This is a genomic window from Paenibacillus sp. 01T443, from assembly GCF_056398325.1.
This window is the reverse complement of sequence record NZ_JBFTPE010000009.1, coordinates 149,296-166,990: the sequence shown is the minus strand read 5'-3', so window position 1 is coordinate 166,990 and position 17,695 is coordinate 149,296. Positions and strand designations below refer to the sequence as shown.

At 45.3% G+C, this 17,695-nt stretch carries 16 protein-coding genes and 1 pseudogene; 4 read left to right on the top strand and 13 right to left on the bottom strand.

What is annotated here, in order from left to right:
- Positions 1-39: 39 nt before the first annotated feature.
- Positions 40-357, bottom strand: a complete 318-nt coding sequence (locus AC1DLI_RS19020; RefSeq protein ID WP_477605515.1) for a carboxymuconolactone decarboxylase family protein — start codon at positions 355-357, stop codon at positions 40-42.
- A gap of 75 nt (positions 358-432) precedes the next feature.
- A pseudogene (locus AC1DLI_RS19015) lies at positions 433-693 on the bottom strand (tautomerase family protein); the annotation flags it as partial.
- Between the two features lie 201 nt (positions 694-894).
- On the opposite strand from AC1DLI_RS19015, the gene AC1DLI_RS19010 reads away from it, so the two are divergent.
- Positions 895-1,776: a LysR family transcriptional regulator gene (locus AC1DLI_RS19010; protein ID WP_477605314.1), complete on the top strand. Its 882-nt coding sequence runs from the start codon at positions 895-897 to the stop codon at positions 1,774-1,776.
- A 58-nt stretch (positions 1,777-1,834) separates the two neighbouring features.
- Here the strand turns inward: AC1DLI_RS19010 and AC1DLI_RS19005 are convergent, their stop codons facing one another.
- Genes AC1DLI_RS19005 through AC1DLI_RS18995 form a run of 3 tightly spaced genes read right to left on the bottom strand, consistent with a single transcriptional unit; the run spans position 1,835 to position 3,651 of the window.
- A complete protein-coding gene (locus tag AC1DLI_RS19005) occupies positions 1,835-2,305 on the bottom strand; it encodes a VOC family protein (protein ID WP_477605312.1) in 471 nt (156 codons plus the stop codon).
- A 31-nt stretch (positions 2,306-2,336) separates the two neighbouring features.
- A complete protein-coding gene (locus AC1DLI_RS19000) occupies positions 2,337-2,765 on the bottom strand; it encodes a DUF1801 domain-containing protein (protein ID WP_477605310.1) in 429 nt (142 codons plus the stop codon).
- On the bottom strand, positions 2,758-3,651 hold the full coding sequence (locus tag AC1DLI_RS18995; protein ID WP_477605308.1) for a hypothetical protein: 894 nt from the start codon (positions 3,649-3,651) through the stop codon (positions 2,758-2,760). Before AC1DLI_RS18995 ends, AC1DLI_RS19000 begins: the two co-directional genes overlap by 8 nt.
- Before the next feature lie 184 nt (positions 3,652-3,835).
- On the opposite strand from AC1DLI_RS18995, the gene AC1DLI_RS18990 reads away from it, so the two are divergent.
- Positions 3,836-4,387, top strand: a complete 552-nt coding sequence (locus AC1DLI_RS18990; protein ID WP_477605306.1) for a PadR family transcriptional regulator — start codon at positions 3,836-3,838, stop codon at positions 4,385-4,387.
- Complete coding sequence (locus AC1DLI_RS18985) at positions 4,371-5,180, top strand: alpha/beta fold hydrolase (RefSeq protein ID WP_477605304.1); 810 nt, start codon at positions 4,371-4,373, stop codon at positions 5,178-5,180. The genes AC1DLI_RS18990 and AC1DLI_RS18985 overlap by 17 nt, the downstream gene beginning before the upstream one ends.
- Position 5,181: 1 nt before the next feature.
- Here AC1DLI_RS18985 and AC1DLI_RS18980 read toward each other — a convergent pair whose 3' ends face one another.
- The 8 genes from AC1DLI_RS18980 to AC1DLI_RS18945 form a co-directional block, all read right to left on the bottom strand.
- Positions 5,182-6,720 (bottom strand): GNAT family N-acetyltransferase, encoded by a 1,539-nt coding sequence (locus AC1DLI_RS18980; protein ID WP_477605302.1) that lies wholly within the window; start codon positions 6,718-6,720, stop codon positions 5,182-5,184.
- Between the two features lie 227 nt (positions 6,721-6,947).
- Entirely contained in the window at positions 6,948-7,841 is an 894-nt protein-coding gene (locus AC1DLI_RS18975) for a carbohydrate ABC transporter permease (RefSeq protein WP_477605300.1), read from the bottom strand.
- A 24-nt stretch (positions 7,842-7,865) separates the two neighbouring features.
- Complete coding sequence (locus tag AC1DLI_RS18970) at positions 7,866-8,777, bottom strand: ABC transporter permease (RefSeq protein ID WP_477605298.1); 912 nt, start codon at positions 8,775-8,777, stop codon at positions 7,866-7,868.
- Positions 8,778-8,854: 77 nt separating this feature from the next.
- Positions 8,855-10,474 carry an ABC transporter substrate-binding protein gene (locus AC1DLI_RS18965; RefSeq protein ID WP_477605296.1) on the bottom strand — a complete coding sequence of 540 codons (1,620 nt, stop codon included), beginning with the start codon at positions 10,472-10,474 and terminating at the stop codon, positions 8,855-8,857.
- Between the two features lie 341 nt (positions 10,475-10,815).
- Positions 10,816-12,210 (bottom strand): ABC transporter substrate-binding protein, encoded by a 1,395-nt coding sequence (locus AC1DLI_RS18960; protein ID WP_477605294.1) that lies wholly within the window; start codon positions 12,208-12,210, stop codon positions 10,816-10,818.
- A gap of 24 nt (positions 12,211-12,234) precedes the next feature.
- Entirely contained in the window at positions 12,235-14,091 is a 1,857-nt protein-coding gene (locus AC1DLI_RS18955; protein WP_477605292.1) for a sensor histidine kinase, read from the bottom strand.
- An 18-nt stretch (positions 14,092-14,109) separates the two neighbouring features.
- Positions 14,110-15,714 carry a response regulator transcription factor gene (locus AC1DLI_RS18950; RefSeq protein ID WP_477605290.1) on the bottom strand — a complete coding sequence of 535 codons (1,605 nt, stop codon included), beginning with the start codon at positions 15,712-15,714 and terminating at the stop codon, positions 14,110-14,112.
- Between the two features lie 190 nt (positions 15,715-15,904).
- Positions 15,905-16,891: an AraC family transcriptional regulator gene (locus tag AC1DLI_RS18945; RefSeq protein ID WP_477605513.1), complete on the bottom strand. Its 987-nt coding sequence runs from the start codon at positions 16,889-16,891 to the stop codon at positions 15,905-15,907.
- Between the two features lie 202 nt (positions 16,892-17,093).
- Between AC1DLI_RS18945 and AC1DLI_RS18940 the strand changes: the two genes are divergently transcribed.
- Positions 17,094-17,681 carry an NAD(P)H-dependent oxidoreductase gene (locus tag AC1DLI_RS18940; RefSeq protein ID WP_477605288.1) on the top strand — a complete coding sequence of 196 codons (588 nt, stop codon included), beginning with the start codon at positions 17,094-17,096 and terminating at the stop codon, positions 17,679-17,681.
- The last annotated feature ends 14 nt before the right edge of the window (positions 17,682-17,695 follow it).

The following is a 17,695-nucleotide window of genomic DNA, read 5'->3' as shown; positions in this document are numbered from 1 at the left end:
AAACACGTGGTTGACCGGATTTATTAAATTCTTTTTTCCCTAAAAAACATCCTCCGCTGTTTGAATGGCTGAAGCAGCTTTTGGCCAGCCAGCGTAAAAGGCAAGATGCGTCATGACCTCGATTAGTTCTTCCTCAGAAATACCATTTTCCTTCGCGAGCTTCAAATGAAACGGGAGCTGGTTGCTATGTTCACCGGCTACCAAAGCGGCTACGGTTATGAGACTTCGTTCCCTTAGAGAAAGATTTCTCCTTCTCCACAGGTCTCCGAATAACACGTTCTCCGTATAAGTCGCAAATGCAGGAGCAAGCTTTCCGTAGGTTTCCTGCGCGTTTGAGAGGATTCGTTTATGCTTCAAGCCTCTTTTTTCTTCCACGATTTTATCATCAGGATGATCATCAATCATCTGCGCAAGCCCTTTTCCAAATGTCCAATCTTCAAGCTCAGTTTCAACGAGTACAACAAATACATTCCCAGCATTTATTCCGCAATGCAGATATAGCTGCTCAGCTAACCCTTTATAGAAGCCCCGTTTTTGGTCAGTGCTCCTACCTGCTCCAAGAAAGATCTGTATAAATAGAAGCTGATCCGTCCTCCTTACCTTTAAATAATCCTTACTGTAAAAAAATTCACTCGGTTTATGAGCATGGAATACTTGGAAATAATCATTTTCCGGCACATTGAAGTTTTCCATTAAAACCTTCATTATGCTTTTGCTGATCATTTGCAACTCGTTCTCTTGGTATTCATTTTCCAAGTAAGATACTCGTATGAACGGCATCTGTATCATCACTCCGATCTGCGATTGATTACTTGAATTTTACACCTCTATTCTTCATCTGTATAATTGAATTAACTGATAAGAATTTTCACTTTATCGAATGGAGTGAATAAGATGGACCTGAAGGAATTAACGACATTTCGTACCATTATTCAAGAAGGAACCTTCTCCAAGGCTGCAGAAAGACTGAATTACGCTCAGTCTACCGTCACGAACCAGATCCAAAGGCTGGAGAAGGAATTGGGAATTAAGCTATTCAAAAGGGGCTGGGATGCAGAACTAACAGCTTCCGGAAAAATATACGCAGAAGAAGTAGAAGACCTTATCAGCCATTGGAATTACGTGTTAGAGAAAGCGGGCTCCTTGCAAAAAGAAGAGATAGGGACACTCCGTATCGGTGTCATCGAGCCTCTAACTTCCTCCGTCCTACCTGATGTTCTTCGCCGCTTTCGCAAACAAAAACCGAATATTAACTGCCATTTTGTCGTTGGAAATACCGATGCCCTTTCGCATGCTTTAATTCATAACACCTTGGATTTCGCGGTAAGCGGGGACCCAAACGATTTAACTGACCTGCAATTCGAGCCGCTTTATGATGAACAGATCTCCTTTGTTGTGTCTGAAGAACATCCTTTTGCGAAAAAAAGCTATCTTAGTTTAGACGATTTGTTTGAGTTTCCGCTTATCGTTGGCGGTGCAAGCTGCTTATATCACATTCGGCTGGAGAAGGAGCTTTCCTCATTCCATTCCAAGCCCTTTTATTATACGGTCAGCCAAATCTCATCCATCCCTTCTTTTGTAAGATCGTTTCCTTCCGTCGGAGTTGTCCTTTCTTCCGTCTCTTTGCCAAGCGGGGTTGTCGCTACTCCAATCCTACTGAAGAATCCGTTTATTTCGATTGGAATCCTGCAATCCAAAAAGAAAAAATTTGCAACCTCTTCCCAAAAAATATTTATACAGTTGATAAAAGAACAGTTATCTACAATAAACATCTAATAAAAAACCATAGCTCGACGTCAATTCGTCAAGTTATGGTTTTTATTAATTCTATATATCAGCCTTCATAGGCTTGTGTCAGAAGCGCGATATCGATCTTATCCATTTGAAGCATTGCCTGCATGACTCTGCCTGATTTTTCTGCATCCTTGTCTTGAAGCATCTCGCCCAGCAACGTAGGAATGATCTGCCAGGATAAGCCGAACTTGTCCTTAAGCCAGCCGCATCGCTCCTTGGAGCCTCCCGCTGAGAGTTTTTCCCACAGCTCATCTACCTCTTGCTGCGTCTCGCAGCTTACGAACAGCGAGATGGCAGGCGTGAAGGCGAAATGGGGTCCGCCGTTCAATGCCATAAATCGTTGACCCTCGATTTCAAATGTCCCGGATATAACAGCGCCCTTCCCTCCTGGACCGATTTCGCCACCCCGCGTAACGCTCTTTATGCTTGCGTTTTTAAAAACAGAGATATAAAAAAGCATAGCTTCTTCCGCATTGTCATTGAACCATAAAAATGGCGTGATTTTTTGCATACCGCTTCGCACCTCTCATCATTTGTTTAAGCTACTCGGAGCTTGCATCTGCGAGCCACTTCCGGATAATCTCCGTCAGCCTATCTCTCTTATCTTCTACGTCCGCCATATTTGTAAACTTCAAGGTTGCCCGGTCATGGGCCGCCCATTCCAATAAACCAGACGTATCGTCAATGTAAGGCCCTTCTCCATTTCTTTCTCTTACTTTCGCGCCGCAGTGAAAAACGAGCATGAAATATCCTTTACCTCGCAGGTTAAACGTGATTCGATCCTCATTGTCCACGCAAAAGCTTGGCGCATTCCACTTGATATGCTCATGCAATTGCTGATCTGCGCTTAGGATAATGGTTCGGACCGCTGCTATTTCCTGTTTTTGAGGATGCTCAAGCTTTTGCATGAAGTCTGCTACCTGCTGCTCACCGGTCATTGCTGATTTAGCTTTATTGCTTGTCCTATTCATCCGCTGCTTCCTCCCAAATAAGGCGCGCAATGGATACTGCCCCTTCATGGGGCGTTCCCCTCCCTCTCCACCCGCATGTCGTTATGTACCAGTTGCCATCCTCCGGATTTTGGATGACCTCAGATGCATGCCCGAACATTCGGGCGATCGGCTCCGTTCCGCCTCCCACGCCATCATAGCTGCCGAAATCATAGGGATTGCCAGAACGAAATACGAGCGTGTCATGATAGTTTTCCTGACTGCAATCGGTGTATGTTATAAAAAGATAATAATAACCTTCATGCTTGAGTACATAAGGGGATTCCACTGCTCCCCAAGCCGGGCGCAGCGGAGCAGCAGGCAAGGTAAGGAATGCATATTGAACAAAGCGCCATTGGATAAAATCGTTGGAAACGAAAACAGACACGCAGCCTCGGCCGTCTTTTACGCCAACTGCATACATCAGCCATGTATCCTCATTCAGCTTCATCACCATATGATCGCGATGGCAGGCTTCAAGAGGCGCTCCGACCAGCTCTACCTCATGGTTCATCCAATGATGAAGATCGCCGGATACAGCCAATTTCGTCGGGGAAGGCCCATACAACATAAAATAACGGCCATTATGAGCGATGACGCCTGGGGCCCATGCCCTTGTCCCATGATCAATCACCTTGGCTTCATGCTTTAAGGAATCACTCAGCCTTTCTCCCCAGCCATGCACAAAATAACGTTCGTTTTCCGGATCGATTCCTTCCGATAAGCTGGTAATTCCAAAAAGATGCCAGCTGCCGTCATCAGCACAGATTAAGCTGTGATCATTAACATAGCCACCTGTTTTCTCCGGTTGAAAAAGCAGCTCCCAAGACCCTTCTTGCACAGGAATAAGCTTGCGATTCTTTTCCATAAACGTCTCCCTTCGGCGCTCAAATGACTTGTAATTCATTCCTTCATTACCCAATTATAGCTGCATTCCGCCCCGATGGTAAGCGCTCTCCATGCAGCCTTTAAATTTAAATAAAAACGACACTTACATATACCTAATAGGTTTGTTATGATTGGCTTAATACCAAAATTAGGAAGTGATTTCCATGGCGTTTGTTATTTTAGGGCTGCTCATGCTTCGCAATCTATCGCAATACGATATCAGAAACGTGCTCCAGCAAAAAATATCTCCCTTTATTAGCGCAAGTCTCGGGAGCATACAAGCAGCATTAAAGAAATTGGAGAATGATGGCCATGTAACCTTTCAAGAAGTCACCGAGAACGGCCGCAGAAAAAAGCTTTATACATTGAACGACTTAGGAAGAGAACATTTTATGGAATGGATGCTTTCTTCTATTACGCCAAGCCGTTTCGAGCAAGATGTAACAACTCGATTGTTTTTTTTAGGGTTTATGACACCAGCAGAGCGTCTGGCCATTATAAGAGCAGTCGTTACACAATTGGAAACCTCAGTTCAAGAATTCAGTGCTGCCTCTGTTGAGGCAAATCAGAAAGAAGTCCCTGAGAATGTCGCTTCAGTCGTAGCCTACCAACTTAAAACGTTAGATTTAGGACTCTATTATCACCAAAGCATGTTGACCTGGTTTAAAAAATTCGCAATGGAACTGGAGGCTGAGCTAGGTGGAGAGCATACTTAAGAGAAAAACAAGCCTGATAGGTCAAAAGGGTCAAATGACTTATTTTATGTTTGAAAATGAAGGAAAGGATACCCTTTTGATGCTTCATCCCGCATTTGCTGACCACACTATTTTCGAAAACCAGCTTGCTTATTTTAAAAATAACTATCAAATCATCGTAATCGATCTGCCTGGTCACGGCCATCGGAATAATCATATCGGAGTATCTAAAATGACCATAAAAGATATGCCTGAGGCGATAAGCCGAATTTTATCTGAAAACAACTTGGATGCCTGTCATGTGCTCGGTGTCTCCATGGGTTCGCTTGTCGCACAGGCGTTTGCAGATCGTTGTCCGCATCAGGTAAAGTCGGTCATTATCGTTGGAGGTTATTCCATTCATAAAGCGAATGAGCAGGTATTGAAGAGGCAAAAAACGGAAGGGTTAAAATGGATGCTGTATCTACTATTCTCTATGAAAAGGTTCAGAAATCATGTAACTTCCGTTTCCTGCTTCACTGCTGCTGGCCGAGAAGGCTTTGCCCGGGGAGCCCAGCATTTTAACAGAAGCTCCTTTACCGCAATGGCCGGAATGAACACATTCTTTATCCGTAAGGATACGCCAGTGTCTTATCCCCTTCTGATCATCGTGGGCGAACATGATCTTCCCATCATTAAAGAAGCAGCCGTTGAGCTGCAAAAGCGAGAAATAGAAGCTCGTTTGGTAATTTTGCAAGAGGCGGGGCACTGCGCAAATGCAGATGCCCCCAATACCTTCAACCGGCTGTTAGAGCGCTTTTTATTGAAGATCTAATTTAGGATCGAATTTGAAGGGAATAAATATCTGTTCGACGATCACGGAAGGTGAGTACATCCGTCGATTTGCGATGACGCTGCAAGATTTCCATATCCACCTCTGCCATTATGACCGTTTCAGTATTTTCACTGCATTCTCCTGCTATGCCATCTCGCGGGAACGAAAAGTCGGCAGGCGTGTATACACCTGACTGTGCATACTGAATATCCACGTTGTCCACATGCGTAAGATTGCCTACCGTTCCCGCAGTAACGGTAAACACCTGATTCTCAATCGCCCTAGCTTGCGCACAATATTTGATACGGAGAAAGGCTTGGCGATCCTCTGCGCAGAAAGGGACAAATATAATTTGAGCGCCCTCCTCTGCCACAATTCGCGAAACTTCCGGATATTCAATATCGCTGCTAAGCTGGATCGATATTTTACCGCAATCCGTATCGAATACTTCCAGCTTCGTGCCGCCATTTATCCCCCACCACTTGCGTTCATTCGGCGAAATATGAAGCTTATACTGCTGCTCGATGGTTCCGTCACGCCGAAATAGATGGCCAACGTTATAGATCCGGTTATTTTCTTCGATAAAATGGGAACCGCCAATAATATTTACATTATATTTTACCGCTAATTCGGAAAATAACTCGACATACTGCACAGTGAACGTGGTCAGCTTCCGAATGGCAAGACTCGGCGAGCGTTCCTCTAGGAAGGAAAGCAGCTGCATCGTCACATTTTCCGGGAACACGGCAAAGTCCGATTTATAATCCGCTGAGACGTCAACGTAATGCTCGCACTGCGTCGCGAATTCCTCGAAGGAATCGATTTTTTTCAACATATATTGAATGACGCAAATCCGAACAGGAAATGACAGCTTATAGTGTGTCTTGCTATTGCTCGGCTTATAGTCAATATTGTTCCATTCCAGCAAAGCGGCGAAGTTTTTCGAGTCATCATCATCGGGCAAATAATTCGTAATAATTCGCTTTAGCGTGAAGCCATTCATCATTTGAAAAGTGAGTACAGGATCGTAAATATTTTGCTGCAGCACTTCTTCCGCATATTCTCTAGGCGTCATTTTGTCGCTATAGTTGTGATACCCCGGAATACGTCCCCCGACGATAATTCCTCTAAGATTCAGCTTTTCTGCCAACCTCTTGCGGGCCTCATACAGCCGTCTGCCAATTTTCATTCGGCGATAGTCTGGATGGACCATGACTTCCATGCCGTACAAGCTTCCGCCATGCGGGTTGTGGTTGCGGATATAGCCCTTATCCGTAATTTCCGAATACGTATGCTGCTCTAAATAATCATCGAAATTAACGATTAAGCTTGAACAGGAGCCGATGATTTCGCCATCCAGCTCTACGCATATTTGCCCCTCGGGAAAAATACGTATATGACTTTCCAATTGTTCAATCTTCCAAGGAATCATATTCGGAAAACAAATATGCTGCAGCGCAATAATTTTCGCAAAATCTGCTGGTCCGATGTTACGGATAATTACTTTCTTTTCAAATTGTGAAATTTGATCCGATGTCATATACTCTCCCCATTCAAGCGGTAGTTTGAGTTCATCATACAAGGCGACTTTCATACAGGTATTAATGGATGGTCATCGGATTGTAAATTTTTAACCGAAAAGGTTGTCCATTTCCTTATGTTTCTTCACCTGCCTATATTCTTACTTGAATCTGGACCAGCTATTCATCTATGCAAGCCTAAAAAACGCAGGATAACGGATCTATCATCCGCATCCTGCGTTTTCTGTCAGCCTTTTACAGAACCAATCATAACGCCTTTCTCAAAATATTTTTGCAGGAAAGGATAGAGCACCAAAATCGGTAAAGTCGATACGATGATAACCCCGTATTTGATTTGGTCCGCATACTTTTGCGCGTAGCCCCCAGCGTTCCCGCCGGAGCCAGCTCCATTTTGAAAAACCTGGTTTGATAATAATATATCTCTTAGAATAATTTGCAGCGGCTGCAGCTTATTGTCCCGAATATAAATCAATCCCGTAAAGAAATCATTCCAATGGCCGACTAAATAATACAGTCCAACGACTGAAATTAAAGCCTTTGACAACGGGAGCGCTATTTTTATGAAAAATCCGAAATGAGAGCAGCCGTCGATTGCCGCCGCTTCATACAATTCGGACGGCAAAGATGACTCAAAAAACGTTCTTGCGATAATGAGATAAAACACATTCACGCAAAACGGCAGGATAAACATCAAAGCCGTATTGGTTAAGTGAAGGTCCTTCATCAGCAAGTAAGTCGGAATCAGGCCTCCATTAAAAAACATGGTGATAACAAATAACAGCATGATAATCCGTCTCGCCCGGAATTCACGTCTGGACAGCACGTAGGCTGCCGGTAAGGTGATCAACAAATTGACCAGCGTGCCTGCAAACGTATAAAAAACCGTATTGCGGTATCCGTTCCATATACGCTCGTCCTGAAAGATTTGATTGTATCCGAAAAAGCTGATATTTTTGGGCATGAACAGCACTTTTCCGGTCGAAACAAGAGTTGAGTCGCTGATCGAGGCGATGATAATAAAGTAAAGCGGATAAACAATAGCCAAAAAGATCAGCGCGCACATCACGAATAATACGATTCGAAATACAAGTTCACTACCGCTTACACGGTTACGGACCATAACCACTCCTCCTTCGACTGCCATTTAGAATAAACTCGTATTGGAAGCTTTTTTTGAAATGGCATTCATCGCAAACAAGAAAACAAAATTAATCAAGGTATTAAACAAACCGATCGCCGAAGCGTAGCTGAACTGATTGGATACGATACCGATCTTGTACACATAGGTAGCGATAACCTCCGAAACAGGCAGGTTTAATGAATTTTGCATCAAAAAGATTTTCTCAAAGCCTGTGCTTAGTATATTTCCCATGCTAAGAATGAACAGAATGACGATAGTCGGGATCAGAGCAGGGAAATCGATGTAACGAATCGTTTGCCATCTGCTGGCTCCATCCATTTTGGCCGAATCATACAGCTGCGGATCCACAGTCGAAAGCGCCGCAAGATAGATGATACTATTCCATCCGCAATGCTGCCAAATGTCAGAAATGATATTGACCGGAATAAAGGTAGAGGTTGAAGCAAGCAAATTGATATCCCCAAAACCGATGGACTTCATGAAATATCCGACTATGCCCGTTTCCGGCGACAACAGGACATTCAGCATACCCACCAGTACGATTATCGAAATAAAGTGAGGCAAATAAACCGTCGTCTGCATCAGCTGCTTCATTTTTTTCCTGCGAATTTGATTGAGTACTAACGCTAAAATGATCGGTGCGGGAAATCCGATTATGATCGCTGTAAAGCTGATAAAGAACGTATTGGTCAGGAGATCAACGAACAAAAAGCTCTCGATAAATTGCTTGAAATAAAATAACCCCCGCCATTCTCCTCCGGTAAGCCCTTTGCTGAAATCAAAGTCCCTAAATGCCAATTGAATGCCGTACATGGGAATATAGTTGAATACGAAAATAACGGCTATTGCCGGAAATATCATCAACCACAATTGAATATCTCGTTTGAAGGTGCTGAAGATCGACCAAGAGCGCATAAGAAATTCCCCCTTCTTTTTGAAAAAGAAGCTATACCCTGATTAAGAGCGGCATAGCTCCCTGCATCACGTCTTTTTTATTTCTTGCTCATATAATCATCATAGTATTTTTGCATAATCTCGATGTTTTGGTCTAAGCCTGCTTTTTTGCTTTGCTTCACATACTCGTCCCACTGCGCTTCAATTCCGCCCTTAGTTACCCATTTGGCAAAATTGGTATTAGCGAGGTTCATCACATTCGTATTGCTGAGACTCATCGTGTTATTGTCTGCCGTCGTATACTTAATGAACATGCCTGGGAAAACATCCTTCTCCGCATCGACTGCTAAAGCATCCTTCAAGGGCTCCGACTGAACGAGAACCTCCTGCATATCTTTGCCTAGCGTTAAGTTTAACGAGTCCGGAAGATACATCGGTCCATTATCTGCCCATGTAGAGGTCCATTTCCATGTGCCTGGATCCATTTTCGAATCCGCAGGCGGCAGCACGCTGTATGTACCGTCGCCATTATCCTTGATATTCGTTCCTAACGAACCGAATAAAACCTGCATGCTCACTTCTTGTTTATACAATTCATTGATAAATCTCATAGCTGCTTCTTTATTTTTTGTTTTTGCTGACATTACGATTTGATTCACGCCATAATTCAATGTCGAGAAATCATAGCTCCATGATAATTTGCCTGAAAAACCGGCCGATTCTTTAAGCGGAGACATTGATGTATATTGCGGCGCAAGCTGCTCGCCAAAGCGATCTGAAGCAACCCAGCCCCAAGTAAAGCCTACCTTCGCCGTATCTCCTTCACCGCGTGCAACAGACTGGAATTTCGTATAATCATGGGTAAATACCTCCGGGTTAATCAATCCGGCTTTATACAGCTTATTCAGGAAAACAACCATTTTTTGGTAACGTTCATCCGTTAAGAAGTTTTTTACTTTTCCGTCTTCGACGAAGTAGCCTTGTCCGCTTCCGTCAGTTAACGTAATGCCTAGGCCGCCAAGAAGAACTGCAGGGTTGAAGAAGCCGCCAATACCGCCCGGCCAGTCCATCGGAATCTCATCGTTCGGATTACCGTTGCCGTTTGCATCTTTCTCCTTGAACGCGACTAACACGTCATACAATTCGTCCCAGGTTGTCGGCATGCTTAGTCCTAAATTATCCAGCCATGTTTGGTTTATATATTGTCTAGTTGCGGACGCCGGCCAAAATCTTTGGTATTTAGGCAATCCATAGATTTTACCATCGGGCTGCGTCGCAATAATTTTCGTCTCCGGCTTATCATCAAACATTTGCTGTACATTCGGCGCTTCCGGCAGCAGCTCGGTTAGATCCTGGAACAGACCTTGGAACTGTGCAAAATCGGCGTCCGTAATGACATTAGGTCCGACAAACAAATCCGGCGTATCGCCGCTTGCCAGCATCGTGCCTTTCTTCTGAGCCCAGTCTGCAGTAATTTCCTGCCATTCAATATCCACGCCTGCGGCATCCTCTGCCTTTTGCAGCCATTCCATCTCTGCCAGCGGCTTCGTCAAGGGATGTTTCGAGATGATTGCGGTTAATTTCACCTTCGCACCGCCTGCGCTGCCTTTATCGGTACCTGTGTTTGGGGACTCCTGATTGCCGCCGTTATTGCTGCACCCTGCGATTAAGATGGTGCATAAACATGCTGTCAGAACAAGGCTTAACGTTTTTTTCATCTTGCATGGCCTCCCTTTTTCTTCTTTGATATCGCTTACATATTCGTTAAGAAAATAGATCGGTTAAACCGTTTAGACCGGCTGTCTCGGCTGCAGCTCTTGACAGCCTTAATGTTAGCAAGCGTTTTCAAAGCGAACAATACGGAAAATCATTGGATTTCGGTGACGATGATTAGGTAGTCATCCGCTCATAAACTTTAGCGCGCAGCAAGCGTAAACGGCTGTCGCCGTCCTTTGTGGCAAAGCAGTCGTTTCGCGGAGATATATAAGCACATTTATATGTGAAAACATATAAATTCTTATATATCAAAAAAGCCACGGCTGCGCCGGGGCTTTTTTACTTAATGATTGCTGCCGGAATATGTGCCCTGAAAGGCTTCGGCAATTTTATCCGACACGCTTTCGAAGGCTTCTTTGACGCTTTTTTTGCCTAACCACACTTGATCGAACGCCGGCTGCAAAATCGCTGATATATTTTCATTATTTTTTAAATAGTAGTCATATGAATTAACGCCATTTTCAAACGTCTGCCGCATTACGGCATCCTGATAGCCGCTCGGATGTCCGGGATTTACATCCGCCCAGCGCGCAATCAGCTCAGGCTTCGTGTAATAATCCTTAAGCAGCGGCATCCACAAGCCGCTGGCATGCAAATCGATGGAATTCTCGGAATCGAGCTGCCACTTATAGAACAGCCAGGCTTCCCTCGGGTACTTTGTTGTTGAGGCCATGACAAGCGGTTCCCCAAACTGAATCGTTTTACTTGTCTTCAGCTTAGGCAATACGCCAACACCGTAGTTGACACCGGCTGCGCCAAGATCAAGCTGAACCCATTGTCCATCGAGATTCATGGCTACCTTTCTGCTTTGCACGGCAAGTGCCGGCTGCGGCAGATTTTTCTCCTGAATCGGCGATGGCGCGACATGATGAACGTAGATAAGATCTGCAAGCTTTTGGACCGCGTCAATGACAGCTGGATCGTCCAGATTCATTTTACTGCCGTCAGGCGCGATCACGCTCGCATTATTGGAAGGCACCATTAAGTGCCACATCCAGGTGTTGAAGCGTACACCGAACTGGACAATGTGATTGGGATCGAAATCCGGGCTCAAAGCATTATTTCCGCTACCGTCGATGGTCAACTTTTTTGCTGCATCCAGGAATTGAGCCCACGTCCATGCATCCTCCGCTTTTGCAGGCGGCAGTGCTACACCCGCTTCGTTAAAGAGATCGGCATTATAATAGAGGGCGAACGACTCCTCAGCAACCTTGACACCTGCTATCTTTCCTTGCTCCCAGTACATAAGGGCGTTAGGAATGAGCGAAGCTTCATTGATTTGGGTATCGGTATCCAGAAATTCCTTCAAGTTATAGAGCTTCTCCTGCTCCGCCCATTGCAGCGCGGTATGCTTGTAGAGCATAAATACGTCAGGCGCTTTGTTGCTCGCATACATCGTCGTAAGCTTGGTTATATAATCGCCCGGCTCATACACGTATTCGACCGTAATCCATGGATATTTCTCCATAAATTTTTCAATCATTCTCACCTTGGCCTGCTTCTCGTTCGGAGAGCCCCAGGAAGCATAGGTCAAGACGACTTTTTCTTTATTTTTCATGGCTGCAGCTTCGCTTGCCGCATCTCGATTCACGGCACTGCCTGACTCGTGGCAGCCCGCAACAAGCAGCATGGCACATAAAATCAATAACGCCGTGATTCCACGCCTGTCTCCTCTCACCTGTTAGCTCCTTTCTCTCCTCGCTCATTGGACTTCAGTCTTGTCCTGCTGTCCGGGGTACATGCCCATCCGAAGTATAATCGTCGTTCCGCTGCCCTCGGCGGAGTAAATATCAAACCCATATTGGAGTCCGTATAAAAGCTTGATCCGCTTCTCCACGTTCGGCATGCCTGTCGAATGCGCCTTGCCCGATCTTATTCTATCAATCTGCTCCTTATCCATACCGCTCCCATTATCAACGATAGAAAATTGCACATGATTGCCGTCAGACCAGCCTTTAATAACGATTTCCCCTCCTTGCTCCTTCTCGGCAAATCCGTGAATAATCGCATTTTCTACAAAAGGCTGCAAAAACAGCTTAGGGACTTCCATGTCCAGCAGCTTCTCTTCTACTTCCATCTCGACATGGAACAGATTCTCAAACCGGCTCGACATAATATAGATGTATTTGTTCAACCAATCCAGATCCGTCCGCAGCGGCCAAGTTTCCTTCTTGTTCCTTGTCGAGGTCTGCAGCATATCCGCTAGATTGTGGATGATTAAGCTCATCTCCTGCTGATTGTTCTCCACCGCGATCCAGTAAAGGGTTGTGAGCGTATTGTAGAGAAAATGGGGATTAAGCTGGAGGTTGAGCGCCATAAGCTCTGCTTCCTTTTCCCTCAGCCGCGATGCGTAATTTTCTTCTATTAACGTCTGAATGCGGCCGTTCATATGATTGAAGGTTCGGATAAGATGTCCAAATTCATCACGGCCATGCTCCGGGATATGAATATGAAAGTTGCCGCGTTCCATCAGCTTCATCGCCTTCTTCATCCGGCTGATCGGCTTTGTAATGTAGACCGACATCACATAGGCGAGAAGGATAGAAACAAGCAGCATGACAACGAGAAATAGAGAAGAATACCTGCGCAGCGCGTTCAAATCCTGCAGCGCATCCTTCACGGGAATTTCGATATAAGAAATCCAGCCCGTGCTTTCCATACGGCTAAAGCTGATGACCATGCTCTTGCCGTTAATCTCCTTCTGAATGCTGCCATTCTTCTTCGCTATGGCTTCGCCAAGCCAGGAAGGCGCATCAAGACTTGCGACCCGTTCTGGATCAGAATCAATCACTACATTCCCGCTCTCGTCGACAATGCCGTACGACAAATGCTGAAACTCGCTTTGCCGCGCGTAATCCGCGAACAGTTTCCCGATATAATCGGTCGTTAAGTTGACCATTAATATTGGCTTTGGCATCGTCTGCGGCAGCGAATGGAAAATGCCTTTTTCATCAAGAAAGGTAAGATTCAATACTTTAACCGCTGATACCAGCTTGCTAAACTCAAAGGTGAGCTCGGACATATCCTTTTCGCCTAAGGTTTCAGCAAAACGATAAGTTGGAATCCACACCAAATCTCCTTTGCCGGAGATCGCTTGACGATACAGGGAGGATGCAAAAAAACCTTGCGGCATCACGAACATTCTCGCTGTGTTTCCAAAGTTATATTCAGGCGTCAAGATAAAGGAAGCATACATATCGGTGTCACCGCCGAAATATTTGAACAGGATTTGCGTAATTCGCCGATCCGCTTTCAATAAAGACTCATTATCGCTGGCATCTACCTCCGTAATGACACGGTACAATTCATTGTCGATCGGAAGCATTTCGCTTTTGTCACGGATATACTGGAGCTTCTCGTCGAGCAGCTGGTTATTGTTAATGACGACATTCCCAAGGCTTTCCCTTACGTTGGACAGCATATTCCGTGCACTGATCTGGTAATAAGCAAAACCAAGAATCAAAATAATAAAGCTAACCAGCACGAAATAAGAGACAAGCAGTTTGATCCGGAATTTTGCGTTGGCAGCCATGTCCGCCATTTTTCTCAGGATGCGCATCGGTTTGGCCTCGTTTAATCAGGATGAGAACATTCTTCGGAATTCTTCTGGTGAATATAAGAACATTTTTTTGAATACCTTGTTGAAATATTTAATATCTTTGTAGCCGACCTGCTTTGCGATTTCTACGATTTTCAGATCCGTTTGCAGCAGCAGGCTGCGTGCCTTCTGCATACGTGCTTTCACTAGGAAATCTGTAAACGAAAGGCCGAAATTATTTTTAAATAAAATACTAAAATAGGACGGATTGTAGAAATAACGCTGTGCGATCAGCTCCAGCCCCAAATCCTCGTGCAAATTCGCTTCCACGAACTCTCGGCATTTCTGCATAATCATCTCGCTGCGCGAGGATTTGTCTTTTTTCATTTGCTTGATCATATCCGCAAGCAGGCCTGCTGCCGTATGCTGCGTGTCTCGAAAGGATTTGGCTGCGATGATGTCTTGATCGATGCGATTAGCCAGAATGCGGTACTGATCATCGTCAATGACAAGCTCCACGCGTTTTAAGCATGTGAGCAGCAGCTGCGTTGCATTGCATTTCAGCCGGAAAGGCGATGGATAAGCGGCTGCCATTTGATCGAGCAGGGAAGCAAGCGATAATACAGCGAGCTCAAGCTGGCCTTCCGTCACAGCCTTCTCGAGCGCGTCGGTATCTTTGGTTGCAGCCAATGGGCTTCCGTCCTGGCTTAGCATCCTTTGAAGCTCATTGACAGAGAGCCACATGCCTTCCGGAAAATAATACAAATATTGCAAAGCAAGCTTTGCGCTTTCGCAGCACGCGCGGATCTCCGTTTCTATACATGCAAATTCCTTTCCGATTCCCGCGCTAATGGACCGATTGTATACGTTCTCTAGCTGGCTCAGCGCCCTCCTAAGCTGGTCCAGGCATTCCGCTCCCGAGATGCCTTGTTTCCAGACCGCAATCACATAAAGCCTGTCCTTCTCATGCTCGGGCGCCACGACCATCGTTTCTGCCAAAGGGGTATAAGCTTGTAATATCGCCCGTTTCAAGATGCTCCTCCACTCGAGCTCATCCGCCGTGCGGTCGTCAGGCTTGGTTTCCAGGATCAGCACTGTGCCGTGACCGTTGCTTGTAAAATGCCGCATTACCTCGTTCCGTTCTGCGGCTTGCAATTCCTCCGTCATCCACTTATACAGCAGATGCTCCATATATACAGGCTTCGTATGAGCCAATTGATCATTAAGACTCTTCGTCTCTAATTGTAGCGTGCTTTCCTTTTCTAGCTGCCGCTCCAAATCGGAAATGATAGGTTCCAAATGCTCGGTAATAACAGGCTTAACCAAATAGTCCTTCGCTCCGAGCCGAAGCGCCTGCTGCGCATAACCAAATTCATGGAATACGCTTACAAAAACAACCTTGGGCACGTTATGTCCCTTTTGGTTTAACGCCATTAGAAACTCGATGCCATTCACAATCGGCATTTGAATATCCGTAAATATAATGTCCAGTGAACGGTTTTCCGCAAGCTCAAGCGCTTCCTTGCCGTTTTTCGCCTCATGTACCTTATAGTCCGGCCTCAGGGAGCGTACCATAGCAGCCAAACCGCGCCGCTGCTTGGGTTCATCGTCGACAACCAAGATTTCCATTTTAGTTGATATCATCATCACATCCCCTTAGAGGTATTGCGAAACAATCATCTCTTCTTATTGTAGCGTTTAGACCTTTCATTGGGAATGAACGCACGGGAGAAAATAGTTGGATAAGGGGAATCCTTTTGGTTTTTTCATCGCAAATAGCCTGCCTCATGCGAGAGGCAGGCTCAAATAAAAAACAAGGTTGACTCACACTCTCCTACTTCGTGTTCATTATTTTCGCCCGATATTGCCCAGGCGTTATTCCCGTCCATTTTTTGAAGGCACTTTGAAAGGCACTCGGCTCTGAAAAATGCAGAACATAGGCAATCTCACCCACCGAATACTCCCACTTCTTCAAATATCCCATTGCCATTTCCTTACGAACGCGGATGGATAAATCATTATATGTCGTATTTTCTTCTTTCAATCTATTTTGCAGCGTTCTCGTGCTCGTTCCGAAAAATGCAGCCGTTTGCTGCAGCGTCGGAAAAAAAGAAGGCATGCTTTTTCTCATCCATTGGACAATTTGCTCTGAAAACAAGCTTGCCTGAGTCAGTTCGTCTTTTGTTTCCTGCGCAATGGCTTCAAATACGCTTAAGAGCCTTGCATCGGAATACATGACCGAATAATCCAGTACTTCCTTTCCCATGCGCAAAACCGTTTCATCCCCGCCAAACCGGGGCGTTTTTCCAAACGTGGTCAAATAGGGAGCTAAATCAGCCGGCGCAGCATGCTCAAACTGTATATCTGTTAAGGGGATCCGCCGGTTGCTGAGCCTGCCGATTAAACGATACAACGAGCTCGCCATATCTTCCACGCAATGCCTGGACATCCGCCCGGGAGACTGTAAGAACAAGCGGATAAGAACATCGTTTCCTTGCACTTCCCAATCCAAATTGAATCCGCTGCAAAGAATGACGTTATATCTTTGGTATGCCGCTAATGCTTCGCCAATCGTAAGTGAATGCATCATAACGTAACCGAGAATGCCCAAATCGACGAACTCCGTTATTTGCCCTTGATAGAGGCCGAAATAATCATCCTGCGTGTATTCCGCGGCTGCAATCATTAACCGCTCCAATTCCTCGCCTGCAATACGGGCTTCCACATCCTGCATCATACTAGCGTCAAATGAAGCATAACGGCAATATTGCTCCGTATCATATCCTTTTTGAACGATGGATTTCATAATCGGATAAACCATCGAGATCGCGACCCCGTCGCTTTTCAAGCTTTATTCCTCCTTTGCGTGAATTAGCAGCATTTCTGCGTCGTTGATCATTCATTTATCGCTCATTTCATACTAAGCTAATTGTAGTCCTGCACCACTATCATATATCGAAAACAAGCATGATGGACAGCGTTCATCAGAATAAGCCCGTTTTAATTTGAGGAGGAACAATGATATGAAATCAAAAATAGTCGTTATTAACGGACATCCCGATTCCCAAAGCTTCTGCACAGCCTTGTCTGAGGCTTATGCGGAAGGGGCTTCCGCTTCCGTCAATAGAGTCGAAATTCGCACGATTGATCTAAGCAAACTCGATTTTGAGCTGAACCTAAAGTACGGATACCGTCAAAGAACCGAGCTCGAGAAAGATCTGATCGAAGCCCAAAAGCTAATCAGCTGGGCCGATCATCTTGTATTCGTCTATCCCACGTGGTGGGGCGCGATGCCAGCTATTCTAAAGGGCTTTATTGACCGTGTCTTTTTGCCCGGTTTCGCCTTCAAATACCGTGAAAATTCCAGCCTGTGGGATAAGCTGTTAAAAGGAAAATCCGCGCATCTCATTGTCACAATGGATACTCCGTCCTGGTATAACCGATGGATTTACAGACGTGCCGGCCACAATGTAATGAAACGCAACATTTTACAGTTTTGCGGGATCACTCCTGTACGCGTAACTGAGATCGGCCCGGTTAAGCCTTCATCACCGGAGCTACGCGCCAAATGGCTGAATAAAGTGAAGGCACTCGGTTCAAAGCTGGCCTAATACGCGCCCTTTAC